Origin of the sequence: Virgisporangium aurantiacum (assembly GCF_016863635.1) — a bacterium.
Taxonomy (GTDB): Bacteria; Actinomycetota; Actinomycetes; order Mycobacteriales; family Micromonosporaceae; genus Virgisporangium; species Virgisporangium aurantiacum.
The window spans coordinates 254601-273178 of the sequence record NZ_BOPG01000023.1; the positions used below are offsets into that span (position 1 = coordinate 254601).

At 67.9% G+C, this 18578-nt stretch carries 10 protein-coding genes and 1 pseudogene; 7 read left to right on the top strand and 4 right to left on the bottom strand.

The features are described from left to right. Nucleotides 1-73: 73 nt before the first annotated feature. A pseudogene (locus tag Vau01_RS18305) lies at nt 74-753 on the top strand (transposase family protein). Between the two features lie 4 nt (nt 754-757). Here Vau01_RS18305 and Vau01_RS18310 read toward each other — a convergent pair. Continuing rightward, nucleotides 758-1756, bottom strand: coding sequence for a 5'-methylthioadenosine/S-adenosylhomocysteine nucleosidase (locus Vau01_RS18310; protein WP_203993998.1), 999 nt, complete (start codon nt 1754-1756; stop codon nt 758-760). A 460-nt stretch (nt 1757-2216) separates the two neighbouring features. Here Vau01_RS18310 and fxsT (Vau01_RS18315) point away from each other — a divergent pair, with 460 nt between their 5' ends. The 5 genes from fxsT (Vau01_RS18315) (at nt 2217) to Vau01_RS18335 (ending at nt 8299) form a co-directional block, all read left to right on the top strand. Beyond that, nucleotides 2217-5093, top strand: a complete 2877-nt coding sequence (gene fxsT / locus Vau01_RS18315; protein ID WP_203994001.1) for an FxSxx-COOH system tetratricopeptide repeat protein — start codon at nt 2217-2219, stop codon at nt 5091-5093. Between the two features lie 70 nt (nt 5094-5163). Further along, on the top strand, nt 5164-6408 hold the full coding sequence (locus Vau01_RS18320) for an FxsB family cyclophane-forming radical SAM/SPASM peptide maturase (RefSeq protein ID WP_239151681.1): 1245 nt from the start codon (nt 5164-5166) through the stop codon (nt 6406-6408). An 83-nt stretch (nt 6409-6491) separates the two neighbouring features. Then, nucleotides 6492-7751 carry an HEXXH motif domain-containing protein gene (locus Vau01_RS18325; RefSeq protein WP_239151682.1) on the top strand — a complete coding sequence of 420 codons (1260 nt, stop codon included), beginning with the start codon at nt 6492-6494 and terminating at the stop codon, nt 7749-7751. Nucleotides 7752-7801: 50 nt separating this feature from the next. After that, nucleotides 7802-7987 (top strand): FxSxx-COOH-like cyclophane-containing RiPP peptide, encoded by a 186-nt coding sequence (locus Vau01_RS18330; RefSeq protein ID WP_203994005.1) that lies wholly within the window; start codon nt 7802-7804, stop codon nt 7985-7987. Nucleotides 7988-8113: 126 nt separating this feature from the next. Beyond that, nucleotides 8114-8299, top strand: coding sequence for a hypothetical protein (locus Vau01_RS18335; protein WP_203994008.1), 186 nt, complete (start codon nt 8114-8116; stop codon nt 8297-8299). Nucleotides 8300-8314: 15 nt separating this feature from the next. Here Vau01_RS18335 and fxsT (Vau01_RS18340) read toward each other — a convergent pair whose 3' ends face one another. After that, nucleotides 8315-10861, bottom strand: coding sequence for an FxSxx-COOH system tetratricopeptide repeat protein (gene fxsT, locus Vau01_RS18340; protein WP_203994010.1), 2547 nt, complete (start codon nt 10859-10861; stop codon nt 8315-8317). Nucleotides 10862-12058: 1197 nt separating this feature from the next. On the opposite strand from fxsT (Vau01_RS18340), the gene Vau01_RS18345 reads away from it, so the two are divergent. Continuing rightward, nucleotides 12059-12544, top strand: a complete 486-nt coding sequence (locus Vau01_RS18345; protein ID WP_203994012.1) for a hypothetical protein — start codon at nt 12059-12061, stop codon at nt 12542-12544. Nucleotides 12545-13874: 1330 nt separating this feature from the next. Here the strand turns inward: Vau01_RS18345 and Vau01_RS18350 are convergent. Continuing rightward, complete coding sequence (locus Vau01_RS18350) at nt 13875-17909, bottom strand: WD40 repeat domain-containing protein (RefSeq protein ID WP_203994014.1); 4035 nt, start codon at nt 17907-17909, stop codon at nt 13875-13877. After that, nucleotides 17909-18379 (bottom strand): hypothetical protein, encoded by a 471-nt coding sequence (locus Vau01_RS18355; protein WP_203994016.1) that lies wholly within the window; start codon nt 18377-18379, stop codon nt 17909-17911. Before Vau01_RS18355 ends, Vau01_RS18350 begins: the two co-directional genes overlap by 1 nt. Nucleotides 18380-18578: the final 199 nt, after the last annotated feature.

Consider the following 18578-nt stretch of genomic DNA (forward strand, 5'->3'; position numbering starts at 1 on the left):
CCGAATGCGGTTACTTCGGGGTCGAGACCCATGCGGTGTCTGACACGATGCTCACGGATGAGTATGGAAGCGGTTGGAGCCGCTGCTGCCGGTGCATCCCCGCCGGTTTCGGTACCTGGGCCGGTTGCCAAACTCCGATCGGGCGGCGTTGGAAGGGATCCTGTTCGTGGCCCCGATTTGCCTGAACTGGAACGACCACGAACAGCGATGTTCGGCGCGTCGGGCTCCACGTGTTGGCGGCGGCTCAAGGACTCGCACCGAGCGTGTGGCAGCAGCTACACGAGATGGTCCTGGCCGAGTTGCGCGCCGCGGGACAGCTAGACCAGTCGCGGCCGATCGTGGACTCCAGTCATCTACGGCGCTCAAAGGGGGCAGGCACCGGTCCTAGCCCGGTCGACCAGGGCCGGCTGGCAGCTAATATCACCTGATCACCGACGCGGAAGGCACACCGTTGTGGCCGGGTCGGGCGGGCCGCTACGTCGTCCATAGTTGCTCTACGCCGACTGCGGCTACTACCACGACAAGTACCGCTGTCTGCTGCGCCAGCGCGGAATCGCCCCAAGCATCGCCGGCCGCGGCACCGCACACGGCTCCGGCCTCGGACGCCATCGCTAGTACGTCAAGCGCACCTTCGCCGGGTTATACGCCTTCAAGCGACTACGCACCCGCACCGAATACCGAGCCGACCTCCACCGAGCCCTACTCGGCCTGGCCTGCTTAGTGATCGACCTCCGAAAGCTAATTCTGAACTGATCTCTCAGAGTTTGAATGCTCCTGAGTGGGAGGCGGTGCGCATCAGCGCCTCGGCCAAGTCCTGACGGCCGATGAACGCGAGCGCTGCGGGCAGCTCACGCAGGCGGCGGCGAACGGCGAGCCAGTCCCACAGCCGCATCGGCTCGTGGCCGGGCGGGTACCTGACCAGTTCGTGGCGTGGGATCTGGAAGTAATACGCAAGCGTGGTCCAGTCGTCGGCGAGGGCCCAGCAGATCGACAGCATCACCGGACCCGGCACGGCCAGATCGTCGGCCTCCCGCAGCTGTTCGCACACCGGGATGCGCCGCAACACGGCGCGAGTGAACTGTGCGGCGCCCTCGGCAGCGTAGGCGCGCCAGCGGTCGTCCTTGTTCGCGTCGGCGAGATCACTGACGCCCTTGACCATGAGGAATCGACCACCGTGGCGGTACATCGCTAGCGCCGATCCGTAGCTCTCCATCTCGATGGCCACCGCCTTCGGCCAGCTCTGCCGCAGGTCCGCGGCCGATTCGGCGTCTGCTATGACCTTCTCGCCGCTCAGAACCGTTCCGAACCGGATCCGCGGCGGCAGGCCGGGCTCCGGCGGCGCGGTGCGGATCGTGGTGACCCATTCGTCCGCGTCGACAGCCCGGGCGGCGGTGAGCAGGTCGAAGTCCGGACGGTACACCTCGGGACGACGTCGCGGTCCCTCGGTCGTCAACTTGCCGGACTCGTACCCGACCACCTGATCGGGAACGACGATGTCGCCGGGGCGGACGCCGGCGCTCTCGAATCCACCGGTGATGCCGACCAGGATGAGATAGTTCGCGCGCCACGCCACCATGAGGGTGCTAGCGGCCGACGCGGCGCTGACGTTGCCCATGCCGTGTAGAGACTCGACCGCGACCCGCAGGCCGGCGACCTCCGCGGTTAAGATCCGGCGCCCACGGCTGTCGATCCGTAGAACGCAGCTGAGCGCGGCCACGAGCGCGGCATGCTCCTCATCGAGCGCGGTCACGATCACGACGTCGGCGATGGGCGGGCCGGCCGGCCTCGCCGCATTAGGTACGCGCTGCTGGCTATCACCCCCTTCAGGCCGAGGGGTTCCGGTCGTATCGATGCAGTCCGGCGACCGTTGGCTCCGGCGGATCACGGGACCGACCCGATCGGGGAGCGGCCGGCCCGTTGACTCCTGGCCCGCTCGACCCGTGACGGACTTGAGCAGCTCTTTCACCGCTCTGCCGAGCTTCCTGGGCCGCTTCGAACAAACACTCATGTCGGGCACCCCTCCACGACGGATCCGTTAAGCCGATGGTGCGAGGCCCTCCTACGGTGAGATCAGTTTCTGCCGCGTACCTCCAAAGATTTACGGGTAGTTACTACTGGCGGGTTCGTTATGGAATGCTGTCCTGACGCAAATTGACGCTAGTTGGCAGTGGTCAACTGGTGAATTGGTCTATGGCGTAGATCTTGGAGTGTGGCGGGTGCCCCAGGAGGAGTTCCTGATCGAACTGGAACTGCTCTATCGAGCTGCGGGACGTCCGTCGTACCGGCGCATTAGTACCGAGATCCGGCGCAACGACAGCATGCCCGACACGGTGAGCCATGAGACCGTTGGAGCCATTCTCCGTGGTGAGGCGCTCGCGCGTTGGTCGAAGGTGGAAAGCGTCATCCGGCAGCTTGCCGCGATGGCGGTGCACCGTCCGAACGTCGAAGAGGAGGTGCAGCGGTTCCACGCGTTGTGGTCCGAAGCCGTCGATTCCCGGCAGGCGTCGCCATCCGCCGCGTCGCGGCCCGTCAGCCCGCCGACGCCCCGACCGGTCGAGCTGCCCTTCGACGCCGCGCCCGGCGAGTTCCCGTCCGACGTCGCGACCGGACCCGCTGCCGCGACCAGCATCGTGCCGCTGGGTTCCGTCCCGCAACGCAATCCCGGTTTCACCGGACGACGGGAGGTGATCGACCGGATCGCCACGACAATTGACCGATCACCGTGGCGTCCGTTGGTGCTGTACGGGCTCGGTGGCGTTGGCAAGACGCAGCTGGCGGCGGAGTTCCTGCACCGGTACGCGAGCAGGTACGCGTTCGTTGCCTGGATCACGGCCGAGGATCCGTCGCAGGTCACCGCGACGCTGGCGAGCATAGGCGAGCGGCTCGACTGGCCGGTCCGGTTCGACATGGGACAGACCGTCCGCACGGTGCTGAGCAGGCTGGAGAGCCGGCCGGAACGCTGGCTGATTGTCTACGACAACGCCGGTGCCCCGGATGAGATCCAGTCCTTGTTGCCGCAGGCCGGGGGCGACCTGATCATCACCACCCGGGACGCCGCCTGGCTCGATGTGGGGCGGCCGGTGGAGGTCGACGTGTTCACACGGTCCGAGAGCATCGAGCTGCTGAACGCGCGTTGCCACGAGATCAGCTTCGACGACGCTGATCAGCTCGCCGACCGCCTCGGCGATCTGCCGTTGGCACTGGAGCAGGTGGCCGCGATGCAGTCAGTGACCCGCACCCCCGTCCGCCATTACCTCCAGCAGTTCGACGAACGGGCGCTGGACATCCTCGGGTCGTCGCCGCCCGGCGACTACCACACTACGGTAGCCACCAGCTTCACGGTCGCCGCCGAGCAGGTCCGACGTGAGTCTCCCGCGACGGCCCAGTTGTTGGAGCTGATTTGCTGCCTCGGCGCCGAGCCGATCTCGCGAACCTTGCTGAACGCCGGCGGCAGGCAGATCGCGCCGCCGCTGGGCCGCTTGCTCGACCAGTTGGAGATCCTCGACGAGGCGATCTGGCGGCTACGCCGGTACGGGCTGGTGAAGGTGGTCGAAGACGGCGAGGCGGTGCAGGTGCACCGGCTGGTACAGGCGATCGTTCGCGACGCGTTGCCGGTGGCCGAGCGGAAGGAGGCGTACATCAACGCCTGCCGGATGCTCGCCGCCGCCAACCCGGGGCAGCCGACGAACCCGTTGACCTGGGACATGCATATGCGGATCGGCCCGCATCTGCGGCCCGCGCGGATCGCGGAGGTGATCGAGCGGGACGTCCGTCAGGTGCTCGTCGAGCAGGCGGAGTTTCTATACGAGGTGGGCGACTTTGAGGGCTGTCGCCGCCTCTGCGACGAGGCGTTGCAGGCCTGGGAGCGCCACGGCGTCACCGACGACGAGCAGGTGGAGTTCTGTTTCCGGCGCCGGGTCGCCGCGCTGTACGAACTCGGCGAATACATGTTGGCCTCTCAGGGGTTGGAGCCTCGCTACCGGGCTCTCGTCGCGAACCCGAACTTCGGCCTGGACCACGGCGCCACGCTGGAACTGGCCGACATGCTTGCGGTCATGTACCGGGTGACCGGGGAGTTCGACAGGGCGCTGGAGACCGACAGATCCATTGTCGACAGTCACCGGCGCGGCGACGGATGGGACAGCGAAGAAGCCATCGACGCCCGTAACAACCTGGCGGTCAGCCTGCGCGCGACCGGTGACTACCGGGCCGCCCACGACGTCGACGCGGAGCTGGTCGAGCTGTGCCGCCAGCGGTACGGCACCCACCACCAGCGAACTCTGCTCGCGATGTCGAACCTCGCCCGCGACCTGTACGGGCTCGGCAGATACGCCGCCGCCCTCGATCTCCAAGGGCCGGTGTGGCCGGCGCACCGTGACCTCCTCGGCATCAAGCACCCGCTGGTGCTCGCCGCCTGGCGCACCGTCGTGCTAGGCCTGCGCAAGACCGGTGAGCTGGTCAGAGCTCGCGACGAGGGGCACCGCCTGTTCCACACATGCCTGGCGCACCTGGGTCCGCTCAATCGAACGACGCTGGCGGCGATGATGACCTACGCGAACACCCTTTGCGCCGCTGGCGAAGTGTTCCGGGCGGTCGAACTGGCCGCCCAGGCGGTCAGCCGACACAGCCAGGTCTACCGGGAACGTGATCCGAACCCGTTCACGCTGGTGGCGGCGACGAACCAGGCCATAGTGCTCCGGGCGGTTGGCGAACGGCGACGGGCCCGGCACGTCGGCGAGGCCAGCTACCGGGCTCTCCGGCAGGCCCTCGGCCAGGATCACCCGTACACGATCGCCGCCGCCGTGGGGGTCAGCAACGACCTGGTGCTCGCCCACGAGGAGGAGACCGCCCGCCGGCTGTTGGCCGGCACCCTCGAGAACTCCCGCCGGGTCAACGGCGAGGAGCACCCCGACACGCTCATCTGCGCGATCAACCTCGGCCTGCTGCTCGGCGGAGAGCCCACGGGTGACGACGGCATCCTGGCCCACAGCATCGACGCGCTGCGCCGGACGCTCGGGCCCGACGTTCCGGCGGTTGCGTCCGCCATGGCCGGCCGCTGGGTGGAGTGTGACGTGGAACCCCCGCCGGTTTGAGCCCGACCTGAGGAGAATCACCGCATGACCTGCCGCTGCGAAGCCACCCCGGCGTCCGGGGGCTGATCCCGTGTCCAAGGGTCGGATGCTCGGCCTGCGCGCGGTGCGCGGCGCGGCGGTGTGGCCACACGCGACGCTCGACGTGGCGACTCTGCGGGCGGGCGGCTGGCGACCCACCCCGTTCCATGACGTGGTTCTCAAGGTCCACCAGCGATGCAACCTGACCTGCGACTACTGCTACGTCTACACGATGGCCGACCAGAGCTGGCGCGACCGGCCCCGGTTAATGGCCCGTGACGTGTGGCTCGCCACCGCCGACAGGATGGCGGAGCACGCCGCCGAGCACCGCCTTCCGGCCATGCGGCTAATTCTCCACGGCGGCGAGCCGTTGCTTGTAGGCGTCGACCAGCTGGCCGCGCTCATCGGCGACTTCCGCGCGGTCTTGGGCACCACCTGCACCCTGAATGTGCGCATGCAGACCAACGGCGTCCTGCTCGACGACGCCGTACTGGGCAAGCTGCGGGGCTGCGGGGTCACCATCGGAGTCAGTCTCGACGGCCCGCCCGCCGACAACGACCGCCGTCGGCGGCTCCCGAACGGACGTGGCAGTTTCCACGCCGTGGACCGCGCACTGCGCCTGCTAGGCACCGACACCCACCGCTCCGCGTTCGGCGGGATCCTTTGCGCCGTCGACCCGGTGACCGATCCACTCGCGTGCTACGAGACGTTGGTGGGCTACCGGCCACCGATGATCGATCTCCTGCTGCCGCACGCGAACTGGTCAATGCCGTCGACCTATCCGGTTGACGGCGGACCGCACCCGCTCGCGGACTGGCTCATCGCCGTCTTCGACCGCTGGTACGGCGCTCCCCGCAAGGAGACTCGGATTCGCCTCTTCGAAGACATCATCGCCCTGTCGCTCGGCGGGGTCGGGCGCTCCGAGCAGGTCGGCCTGAGCCCCGTGGCTGTCGTGGTGGTGGAGACCGACGGCGCGATCGAGCAGGTCGACTCGCTCAAGTCGGCCTACCCCGGTGCGTGCGATACCGGCCTCGACGTCCGCACCGACCCGTTCGACGCGGCGCTGCTGCATCCGGGCGTCGTCGCGCGCCAGATCGGCCTGCGCGCCCTGAGCGACACCTGCCGCCGGTGCCCGGTGCACACCATCTGCGGCGGGGGTCACTACGCGCACCGGTTCCGCGCCGGTGACGGATTCCGCAACCCCTCCGTGCACTGTGCTGACCTCGCGCACCTCATCCGGCACATCAACGGCCGGGTCAGGGCGGATCTGGACGACCGGCTGGGGAGACTGACGTGATCCAATTCCACCGAGTTCCGGCGGACCGCCTCGCCGCTCTCGCGTCAGGACTGGGCGGGCCGGCCTCCGTCAGCGAACTAGCCGTGGCGCAGAACAGCAAGCGCCTGCTGCTGCTCCGGCATCTGGTCGAGGCCGCGCGGCTCGGCGAAGGCCGGTCCGCCGAAGATGTACTGGTCCGCGCCGACAGGAACGACCGGCGAGTCGTCGCCGAGTTGATAAGCGACCCGCTCGTCGGCGCCTGGACGGCCCAAACCGTCCGGCGACTGGTTGGGCGCCAGGCATCGGTCGACAGCGACCTGCGCCAGCTCGGAGCGCTGGCCGCCGCGTCAGCCATCCGGACCGGTCAGGACGCCCGGCTGCAGGCGTGGGCGATCGGCGGCGGCGTCACCCTGCCAACCCTCGGCACCGCATTGGTCGGGGCCGACGGCCCAGTGGTCATCGACGTGTCCGACGGCGTAGCGTCGATCGCCGGCCCGGCCCGCACCGTCCGCGTCGCCGCCGACGACCGCCACTGGATGCCGCTGCGCCGGTTGTCGGCCCAGCATGACGATCTCGCCGTGACGGTGAACCTGGAGGACTGCAGCCCCTACCGGAACTCGTATCATGCCCCTCCGGTGGGCCGCCTGGGCCCGGACGAACTGCAGTGGTGGCGGCAGTTGTTCGCGGACGCATGGTCGCTGTTGGTCCGGCTCCTCCGGCGGCGGGCGGCGGAGATGTCCGCAGGCTTGCGCACCCTCATCCCGTTGGCGCTGGCGGACGGCGACATGGCGCGCAGCGGAACCGCGCGCGACATGTTCGGCGCATTGGCGCTCACCCGGCCAACGTCGGCGCCCGACCTCGCGATCACTCTCGTGCACGAGTTTCAGCATTCTAAGCTCAGCGGGCTGCTCGAACTGGTTCGGCTCACCAGGCCTGACTCCGCCGAACTGCACTTCGCCCCCTGGCGCGTCGACCCCCGGCCCACGGCCGGCCTACTGCAAGGGGTCTACGCATTCCTGGGCATCGCCGACGCCTGGCATGGCCTCCGCGCGGCACCGGAGTTGGCACTGCAGGCCACCCGGGAGTTCGCCATTGCGCGGCGCCAGGTCGATGCCGGATTGGCCGCGCTCGAAGGGTCCCGTGAGCTCACGACGGAGGGACGCGAATTCGTCGCCGGCCTGCGCGGCGCGGCCGAACGGTTGCTGGCCGAACCCGTTCCCGACGAGGACGAAGACGCGTCCCGCCGTGCGCTGGAGATATGCCGTCGAGCCTGGGAGGAGCGAAGCCGAGTGTCGGGGAATCCAACGGTGGCACAGGCGGTAAGCTCACCCGAGACGGCGAGCCGGCGCACCGCTGCGGCGTAGCCCCCGTCGGCCCCTGCCCGGGTCCGACACCGCGGTCGGAAGGCGCAGTAATGGACGACGGAGCAGAGCCCTCGCCGGCCGCATACGGCGACCCCGTCATCCTCGACGTCGCCGGGCTTTCCCTCGAAACCGTCTTCCACACCGACGACTCGGTCCTGGCAGACGCCGTCCGTCAGATCGTGGACAATCTCGGGCAACCGGCAGAGAACTACGCGGCCCACAGCACCAGCGTGTGACGCCGTCGTCCGCGGATGCTCCCGATCCGGATGGCAATCGGTAGGAATTCGATCTGCGTCAACGTATGGTAGTTCCACCGGCGGGTCGTGCGTACTGGAATGCCCAGGCCACAGGGGGTTGACGCCATGTCAGAAAGTCCAGGTTGGAACCTCGACGAAGAGGCACAACCCACCATCGCGGATGTGTCGAACATTCCGCTGGAGATCGTCTTCCGAACCGACGACTCGGCACTGGGTCACTCGATACGAAAGCTCCTTCTCGACATGAACAGGCAGGGCGAGAATTACGCGGCCCACTCGCAGGCGGTCTGACCCCCGTGTCGGGCGTCAGGTCGGCGGCGGCTCGATGTCACACTCGGCCCACGAGCGTTGCTGCGCCGCGCGCGTTTCCGGGTGCTCGGGGCCGAGCACCTCGGCCAATCCCGCGACGGCTTGGCCGAGCCGCGCGAGGTCGGCTTCGGCGTCATCGTCCGCCACGGCGAGCGCTGCGTTGACGGCGCACGCCAGCGTGTAGGGATGTCGCGGTCCACGGAAGTCCCGGGATACGGTCAGCGCCTCGTCGAAGAGTTCCCGCGCGCCGGCCCGATCGCCGACTAGGGCGTGGTCCAGGGCCAGCCCGTTGAGCGCGCAGAGCACGTAGCCGTGCTGGTGCCCGAGCGTGTCGCGCATCCGGGGGTAGTTGTCCTCGTCGAGCTGACGGGCCCTGTCACGTTTGCCGAGTGCGCGGAGCACGATTGCATGGTTGACAGCCGCTGACAGCGTCAGCGGATGATCCTCCCCGAACACACGCTGGTAGCGGTCGACTGCGTCGGTGGCCAAGGCGTCGGCGCGCCGGACCTCACCGGCGGCGCGTAGGCTGTTCGCCAGTGTCATAGCGGCGGCCAGCGAGTGCTCATGTTCAGCGCCGTACCGGTCGACGGTGTCATCGTGGTGCTGCTCGGCGGCGGTAAGAGCCTCGGCGTACCGTCCAACCTTCCGCAGGGTCATGGCCAACGTCCGCTCGGCGAGGAGGACGTCCTGGTGGCGAGGCCCGCGCTGCTGGCGGAACGGCACCAGGATCCGCTGTTGCAGGGCGAGCGCCTCACCGTACCGACCGAGCCCGTACAGGTCACGAGCTAGGTTGGTCTGCGCGAACAGCAGCCGGTTATCGTTTTCGCTGACCGTCTGCTGCCACGCGTGCACCGCCGCCTTGTCGATTTCGTAGGCGGCGGGGAAGTCGCTGAGCATGCGAAGGTCGACTGCGACGTTGTTCTGCGCGCCCAACGTCTCTGGGTCGTCTTCGTCGAACTTCCGCCGGTACCTGTCGGCACTGGCGCGGTCCTGTTCCAGCGCCTCGCGGAACAGACCGGCGACCCGCAGGTTCGGCGGCACGCCGGCGGCGGCCGCGAGGGTGTGGTCGTGGTCGGGGCCAAGTTCGGAGCTGTTACGCATCCGCTGGTAGATGTCCTCCGCGAGAGCACGGGCGCGCTCGTTGAAACCGAGCAGCCGGAGGGCGATGGCGAGGGTGTGGCCAGCGAGCAGGGTCAGCTCACCATCGGCCCCGAGGCCCGTCAGGTTCTCCGCTTTGCGCCACACGTCGACCGCGTTCTCGGCCAACCGACGCGACCCGTCGAGGTCGCCGATGAGCCGTAGGTACGTCGCCTGGTCGATCACCACCTGGCGGGCGCCCGCGACGTCAGAGTCGACGAGGCCGGCCGGCACGATGTGCGGACCGATCTCGGCGTGGCCGTCCCAGGTCTTCTCGTCTTCGGGGTACCCCGGGTTCGCCGAGGCCAGCACCTGGTGCACGTTCTCTCGGCTGCGGGCGAGCGCCTCCGCGCCGATCTGGTCGCGCAGCACCAGCTGGAACAGACGGTGCACTTGGATGCGTCGGACCGCGTCGAAGTTGGCGATGCCGTAGCGCTTAAGCTCCTGGATGGCGCCGTTCAGGCCCGCCTGGCTGCGCAGCGCGGCGCCCAGTGCACTCGATACAGGCGCGTCGCGGCCCTTGTGCAGCAGGCTGCGGGAGATCGGCTCGGCGCCCAGGAACGCGAACATCTCCAGCAGCTCGCTGGCGGCAGGCGACTTGATCCGCAACTGCTCAAGCGTCAATCGCACGAGCGCTGCGACGGTGGTACGGCTGGACCTCGGCTTCTCAGGGGGCGACAGCGCCTGGATGTGCTCGTCGAGGCGTATCAGATACTGGCTGATCGGCATACCGGTGGCCGCCTGACAGGCAGCGGCCTGGTCGAGCGCAAGGGGCAGGTCGTCGAGCCGGATCGCGAGCTGCTCGGCCTCAGCCGACGAGACCTCGGAGCCGCGTTTGCATACCAGTTCGACGCTCTCGTCGCGGTCAAAGACGTCAACCTTGATCGGATCCCACAGCTCGGACCACGTCTGATTGCGAGAGGTGAGGATGATGTGCCCGCCGCCGCTGGGAATGAAATTGACGACGTCGTCGGGATCGTTCGCGTTGTCATAGATCAGGAGCCAGCGCAGTCGCGAGGATGCCAGCCGGTCGAGCACGAGCCGGGCGGCCTGCTGCAGACTGGCCGTCTCCGGAGTGCCGAGGCGCCGGCCGAGGTCGCGCAGCGACTGGAGGACGAGAGTCTGGTTCTCGGCGGGAATCCACCAGACTACGTCATACCGGTCGGCGTACCTGTACGCGAATTCCACGGCGAGCTGGGTCTTGCCGACCCCACCCAGGCCGTGCAGCGCGTGCGGCAGGACGGACGCCTTGGACTGCTGGTCCAGTGCCTGCCGCAGGGTCGAGAGCAAGATCTCGCGGCCGGTGAAGGACGAGTTCCGCAGCGGCACTCCCGCCCAGATGCGGAGGGGATCCGTATGTGCGACGGTCGCTGTGGTGGCAGCCCTCGGTGTCTGAGCGTCAGTCACGGCACCCCACCTTCAGCGACGCGTCAGCTCCGACGACAGTGGACATCGCCTGTGCGGCTTCGCGATGCCAAGCCCGCCCTCCCTCGACAGTTCGCACCTTGCGTACGAGTACGTCCGCAAATTACCAGATTGCCGCCAACCGTATTGCAGCGACCTGATGCCCGGGTGCGGATGCCGGGTCCGGCCATTGTTTCGAAAGTCCTGGGGGACGCCAACACCAGAAGGGAGGACTCTGTGACAGATTGTGTCAAGAGATGACAGCGGGACGCTGGTCGTTTGGCGTGGCCCGCTTGACGGGAGTGGCCAAAGCCCTGACACCGCCTTCAACATGCCGCTTGACGCGCGGACCTCCGGACTCCAAGGCCGGCCGGACTTTTGTCCCTCCATGCCGCCGGCCGGTCCTGTGCCAGCAGGTACCTGCACGACTGCGGACGTCGAATTTGAGGGCGCTGACGGCCGCCTCGCACAGCCGCCAGCACTCCGACCAGCCGGCTCGATCGATGATTTCCACCCAGAGTATGAAGGTGGAGAACTTGATGAACTCCAGTTCGAGGCACACAGCGGCACTCGACGAGACTGCCCAGCACCCTGCGATACCGCTCAACACACGGCGGCACGAACCAGCGGAGTATGAGTCCGCGACTTATCGATGTCAGATATTGCTTGGGATTACCGACAACTGTCGACACATGCCAGTTTAGCTGCGCATCCATGGAATCGAAATGGCAACTACTGCTGACGGGTGACGGTCCCTGCCAAGGCTATCGATCACGCATGGATCACCCACAGATCGCGCACAAATGCCTGACAGGTCGGCGATCAGATTGCACCCACAACGCGGCAGCGCCCGGGGCGACGCCGACGGCACCGCGCGATACGGCTACGAGAGTCAGCCGTCAACCAGCTCCGACCCCGTGTGACGAAGCAGCAGGACACCCAATGCCGTACGGCAGCTTCCGTCTCCCGGTGAACCTCGCGGTTCAGGCGGCGGTTTGCGGACGTCTGATATCGACTTTGGGCGGTTACGCGTCCCGAACCAAGCACTTTGGGCGACACCAAAGGGTGACTTGCATCCAGCCGTGTGGGGGACGGTTTGCCGGATCTCCCACTACTATGCCATGGTCTAATTGACCGACTTGTGGCGAAAACTCCCGCCTCGTCGTTAAGGCTGTATCGGCGCAGGGAAGGGACAGGGGCATGGGTTTTGAGGCGACCTCATTTTCGCTGGCGGAGTTGTCGCTATTGGGGTTGTCGCTGTCGGAGTTCCTGACACTCGCAACTCTCGTTGTTGCTACTGTCGCCGCAGTTGCGACGGTGATTCAGACGCGGCTCATGCTGTACAACCTGCGTGAGCCCTACTACCGAGGCCGTCGACTTGTCGACTTGTCCGGAGTTAAGCCCTGGATGATTAGAACGATGGATCGTCGCCTCGATCCGCTCCGAGCATCGATGCGGACCCAGCTGGCTCCGCACATGACGCAACCGGCGGCAGCCGCACTGGCGGATGACGTGGTGCGGGCTGCCTATGCGGAGATCATTGGACGGGTCGAGGCGGCCGAGCGGTTCCACCGCGCCACGTTTCGATGGGAGCTGCGAAAGGCGGTTGATCGGCATCTGCTGGCCGAGTTGGTACGGCGCCAAGCTCCAGAGTCCCCAGGCGACACGGTTCACGCGTTGCCATAGAAGAGGCAGGGAGTTTTGTCAGTGAGATGGCGCTGGACGCGCCAGCACTACGCACCACCTCGTCGCAGTTCGGCCGCTCGCGACGAGGTCGCCGCGGCGCGCCGGCGCCTCAGTGAATTTCTTGACGAGAGCGCGGCTCTCCCTGACCGCGGCGAGTCCGCTCACTTGTCTCGCCGGGGCATTTTGTCGCTGTCGCTGGTGCGGTTGGCCCTCGCATGCCGTGCCCGATTCGGGGTTTTTGCCGACGCCGCCTTCGTTATGATCATCCTGCTAGGGACTAGCGTTCTAGGAATACTCGCACGGAAGACCTTGTGGCTTATCTTCGGTGTTGGCTCCATTGCACTAGGTACAGCCACACTTGTTACGCAACCTGCTCCGCGTACGACCGACGCTCGACCCCCGAACAACGCAAATGGGCAGATCCCATCGACCGCTCCACAATCACATTGGACCGTCCCACCAACCGCGTCGAGCATAGAGCGACCGATAAGTGCGCACGTGTCTGTATCAGATTCCGCTGATCGGCTTCTGAAGAAGGTCATCGTTCCTTTAATCGTGCGCAACGGAATTTTGCACGGGCTATTGACCGCCACGTCGCGAACCGGCTGTGTCGTAAGAATCATTTCCGATGAAACCAAAACAATTCGGATCGCCGGTAGCAGTTCCTACCCTTTCGAGGTGTTGGCCGAACTCGCAAACGAGGTGGCAATCGGTATTAGCCCCGGCGAAGGCGACCAACCATCTTGCCGCTTGACTTTGGCGAACGCTACGGATGCAGCCGGACCGAATCGTCCGAGTCCTCCAGAGCGGTCGCAGCCTTCGACCATTCCACGGCCCGGCCAGGCCGGCGCGAGAGCCACGGATCGGAGCGGCGCGGCGCCATCACGAACCATCATGCAGCCCTCCGCGGTCTCGACCTCGCCAACCTTGTCATGCAAGGGGATCGAACTCGGGCCTATCCTTGTCGACTTGTGTTGACGCTCCCGAACGAGATGGCGGATCTGCACAGCCCCCAACACGACCGCTACCTGACGCGCAACTTCAGTTCCGCCAGGTAGTTCTTGTCAGCATCGGCAGCAGACGGCCCCGCATGGTAGTGCCGTTTATCGTGCACCGGGTCGCTCATTGACGGCGTGAGCAGCTTGGGCAGGCCGTCCGCCGCCTGGTCCGTCTAGCTTGCCGGCGCATTCACCACGCAGGACGATTCAGTAAGGGCCGCCCGTCGACTCCTGTGACGTTGCACCGCATCCGCGTGACACTCCGCTCGGCCCTCAACGCCGCAATCCGCGACGAACTACTGCGTGACAAATCCAGCCCGGTCAAGCGGGTCTCATCCCTGGACCCGCCCGAACCGGACCGTCATGACGCACTCGCCGACGAGTGCCGCCAGCCGGTTCCGGTCCACGGAGCAGAGCCGGTTGACCGGCCCGGGCAGCGGGAAGCGCAGCACTACCGTGCCGTCGGCGGGGCGTACCACCACTATCAGCTCGCCACTGGCCAGCGCGAACATGGGAACACCGTCGAGATCGAGAACCGTTGCGGCCCGGCTCGAATCCGGCAGCGCGGGCAGGTCTCCGCCGTCAGACCGCAGGATTCGGGTGTCCGAATCCCGGCGGCTCACCGCGACCGCGACCGGGCCGCCCACAACCGGCGCCGCGGCGAGCGCCTGGCATTGCCAAGGCAGGGGAAGGATGTGCTGCCAGGTCCGGCTGGTGGTGTCGAACCAGCCGAAGCGATCCGACCACTGCACCAGCACGCCCGGACCATCGGGCCCGGTGACCGCAAGGACCGGGACGCCGTCCTGTCCTCCCGGAACCTCGCCGTGATCGTGGCCGAAGAAGTCGACGGCCCGAATCGGCCCTTTCCCTGTGCCGGTGAAGAGCACCGGGTAGCCGGGCCGCGTGGCCACCACGACCGATCCGGCCCCGGCGGGCCGCGCAGGGGCTCCGTAGCGCCGCCCGTCGGACAGTCCCCACAGTCGGTCTCCGACCTCGTCGCCGGTGAGCATGAGCAGTTCCCCGGTCGTCTCCGCCACCGCGTCGACCCGCTCGATGCGGTCACGCACCTGCCCAGGGATGTTGTCGGGAACGCGGTGGTGCAGGACGCCGGTGTCCGCGTCGAGCACGTCGGCCTCCCAGGTCTCGGCGGCCACGACAACCCGATGGCCGCGGATCGCACCGCTGAAGATGTCGCCATACCCGCGTTCGTCGTGGTCCGCCAGGTTGAACCGGCTGTCCATGCCGCGGGAGGACCACAGCCGCGCTGTGCCGTCCTCGGAAGCCGATGCCACCAGGTCGTGGTCCGCCCCGTCGCCGAGCGTCGCCAGCCAGGTGATCGCGTCGGTGTGACCGTGCAGGACGGTCTGTCTCTGGAAGGTCGTGGCGCTCCAGGACCAGAGGGTGATCTGCCTTCCGTCTGCGGTAGCGATCAGTGGGTACGGCGCCGCGGCGTCCAGCACGCAGATGTCCGTGATCTCGTTGCCCGTCTCCTGTCGAGTCACGTCGATCCGTTGCCGGGTGCGCCCGTCGAGCAGTTCCAGCCGCCCGTCCGAACGGGCGCCGACCAGCAGCAGCCGTCCGGCGACGGTCACCGTGACCATGCCGGTCCACGGCTCCTGCAGCTCACCGCCGGCAATTTTCGCGAAGGTGTCCATGTCCCAGAACTCCAGCCAACTGGTGTTGGTCGCGGTGGCGAGCACGGTCTGCCCGCCGTCCGGGATTGCGGCCGCGCAGATGATTCCACCGTGGTCGCGGATCGAGCGGACCACCGTGCCGTCGACGGGCCGCAGCAGCAACAGCTCGGACACGCTGTCGGCAACCGCGAGCAGGGCGCCGTGGCGACTGTCGATCGGGGTGATGCGCAGCGCGCCCGAGTCGGTGCTCTGCATCCACCGGATCCGCCGCGCGCGGATGCTCCAGCCCACCACCAGTCCGTTGGAGTACCCGGCGACCAGCAGCGGGTCCGAGCCGCCGACGTGGGCCAGGGCACTCGCCTCGGTGGCGTGGGAGTTGGTCAGCTCCTGGACAACCTCGGCGGTGTCCACGTCGATAAGGCTGATCGAGGCTGGCAGGCCGTCCAGTGTCCTGCGCCGCGCCGCGGCGATCAGCCGGCGTCCGCTGGCGGTGGTCGGCGGGATCACCGCCATCGACTCCAGTTCGCACCCGGCCGCATGGACTACCTGGTGCGGCAGCGCGGCACCGACCGTGGTCCAGTCGATCCGGCCCGGCGGCTCGATCCTCGGGAGGGGCTGTTGCCGCCCCGACGGGGCCGCTCTGCCGCCGTTCTTTGCAGGCATGCGGCGCCAACTTGGCACCGGTTGCAGCGCGACAATGCGCTCAGCGGGGCTCAGGTTGTGGAGCCGGGCGCCGGCGGTCAGGTATCGGGTCACCGGTTCATTCCACGCGACGCGCGGGACGCGATGGATCGCGGCGAGCGTGGTCCGGGGCTCGGCGTGCAGCGGCATGTCCGGATCGGCGAACAGATCATTGAGGGTTCCGGCCTCGGCGGCGTGCGCCGCCGCGTACCGCAGGGCATATGGATCGGCATGTGCCCACCCGCCGGTCCCTGGCCGCACGGCGCCGAGAATCCGGTCGTGCACCGCGGACGGCTCGTCCGGCGTGGCCGCGCGCAGGAACTCGCCGTAGGCCGCGTGCCTCAGACGGTAGACCGGCCGCCCGTCCTCCTGGACGCTGCGCAGGAAGGCGCCGGCCTCGGCTACGAGCCGGGCGAGCGCTTCCTCAGTCGGCGGATCCGCCCTGGGCAACAGGCCGACTGCAGCGACCATCCGGGTCCATAGTTGTGTGACGGCCAGACCGGCTCCGAACGCCCACGCCAGGGGGGCGAGCACAGCGGTCACGGCCGGGGCGCGATCGGCGAACCGGTGCCGGAGGTCGTCCTCGATCGCCTCGGCCGCAGACTGGCCCAGCATCCGTTGCAAGGCAACGTCGCCGGGACGGAGCACCTCCGGCTCCCGGGCCAGGGCGTTGGCCAGGCTGGTGGCAAACAGGAACGCGCCGTCACTGGCGGCGGCCATCTCGGAGGCGACCACCCCGGCCAGGGCGGGGTCCTCGGCGTACGGCGATTCGGGGGTGGTGGTCAGCACGTTTGTCACGTGCCGCGCGATGGCCTCGGTCGCGCCGGGATCCCGGTCCAGGTCGTAGAAGCCCGAGCAGTGGGCACGCAGCACTCCCTCAAGTGCACCGGCCGCTGAGTTGCGCACCGCGACGACGACGTGGACGTGCGGTGCGGCGGCCAGTGGCAGCACCAGCCGGGTCACGATCTCCTCCAGTTCGACCGGCTCGGCTTCGTCGAGAGCGTCCAGGACGAGCGTGAGTGGCTCGCTATCGGCCCGCACCCGGTCCACGAGATCCTCTAGTGATGCCCCGCTGGCCGGGTCCAACCGAGGCGCGAGCACCTCAATCAAGGCAGGCACGGTCCGCTGGACGGCCAGGTCGGCCTGTACGAGACGCTCGCCAGCCGCCGCGGTCATCTCTGCGACGACCTGGGCCAGCGTCTCCGTCTTACCGGTGCCGATGGAACCGGTCAGCAGGTACAACCCGGACGGTTCATGACCACGCCACGAGAAGAGGTCGTCGAGGACTCGGTCGCGTCGCACCCGCGATTCGCCGTTCGTCACGATCTCCCGCAGGCCCGGCCGGTACGCCGGGTTGCGGAAGAAAGGCGTGCCGCCCTCGACGCCCACGGCAAGGACCCGCTGATCGGGCGGCGCACCGTCACGCCGCAGCCAGGCGTCGGCTGCCAGCGCCAGATCCTGAGGCGGGATCCGAGCCGACTGCGCCGGCCAGGGTCCGAACGGCGGCCCATTGCGTAACGCCGTGGTAAGCGCCTCGGCGAACAGCACGGGGTTGACCTTGGCGGTGCCGAAGGTGGACGCCATCAGCGACAACGCGGCCGGAGCCCGGCTAGGGCCCGGAGTGGCACGCGGCGCTGCGTTGATCGCGCCGACGATTTCCAGGGCGGTAGATCCACCGTCACAGCAGTCCAGGATCACGACCACTTGCGGAACATCGAGCGACGAGGTGAGCAACGACGCGACCTCGTCGGCCGCCAGGCCGTCGCCGTCCGGTGTCAGCAGCAGCCGGCTTCCGGACCCGTCGCTGACGCCGTGCCCGGTCCAGTAGAGGACCAGTCGCTTCGGCCCGCTCGCGCCCGCCTTGGCAAGGTGCTGCTGGACCGCGGTCCGGGTCACCGCGCCCGACAACACTGAGCCGGTGGTGAACCCGTTACGTCGTAATGCCCCGGACACCAGGTTGATCTCCTCGGCGACGTCCGGCAGATCCGACAGCTGCGGATCCTCGTACACCCCGACGCCGACGAATACCGCGATGTCGCCGGTGCCCGCCATCACTCCGCCACCGGGCCCGTCCAGGTGACGACGGCGGCGGCCAGCACTAGGGTCAGGCCGGTCAGCGACAACAAGGCGGCCCGCGGGATGAGCTTGCTGATCCGCGCCACCTCCCGCTCGGTCCAGTCATGGAGCGAGATCCCGTCGGCCAGGATGTACGCGCCTGGTTGACCGTGCGCGGCCCGAATCGCCACCAGGAGCGCGGCCGCTAGGAACGCGAACGCCAGCACGATCAGAACCACCGGTACAAGGCGCCAGGCGCCGGCGAGCTTGTCAAAGTCGGCGCGGCCCTTGACCAGCGTCACCGTGGCCAGCAGCGTCGCGCCGGCGGCCAGCCCGTTCCGCCAGCCTTCCGCCTGCCCGCGTGCAATCGTCAACTGGCTGAACTGCATGTCTTCGGCCAACGCCGCCCATCGCCGGTCGACGGCGGAGGGCCGACTCTCGTCCGAATCGAAGTCGGGGACGGTCATCGCGCCACCCACCAGGACGTCCCACACCCGTACCGATCCACGTTCGCCGGCCGGTCCGAGTGCGGGTGGCCACATTCGCATTCGAAAACCCAGGCCGTCGGGTTCACAGGTTCGTGTGGATCGCTCGGATCGCCTGGCCCCTTGCTCCCGCCGATGATCTTCGGGATCCGTCGTACCGTCAGCCCGTGGCAGCGCGGGC

Excerpts from the sequence above, each read along its gene's own strand:
- Vau01_RS18330 (WP_203994005.1), top strand. The coding sequence starts at position 7,802 with ATGGACGACGGAGCAGAGCCCTCGCCGGCCGCATACGGCGACCCCGTC.
- Vau01_RS18335 (WP_203994008.1), top strand. The coding sequence starts at position 8,114 with ATGTCAGAAAGTCCAGGTTGGAACCTCGACGAAGAGGCACAACCCACC.
- Vau01_RS18345 (WP_203994012.1), top strand. The coding sequence starts at position 12,059 with ATGGGTTTTGAGGCGACCTCATTTTCGCTGGCGGAGTTGTCGCTATTG.
- Vau01_RS18350 (WP_203994014.1), bottom strand. The coding sequence starts at position 17,909 with ATGGCGGGCACCGGCGACATCGCGGTATTCGTCGGCGTCGGGGTGTAC.
- Vau01_RS18355 (WP_203994016.1), bottom strand. The coding sequence starts at position 18,379 with ATGACCGTCCCCGACTTCGATTCGGACGAGAGTCGGCCCTCCGCCGTC.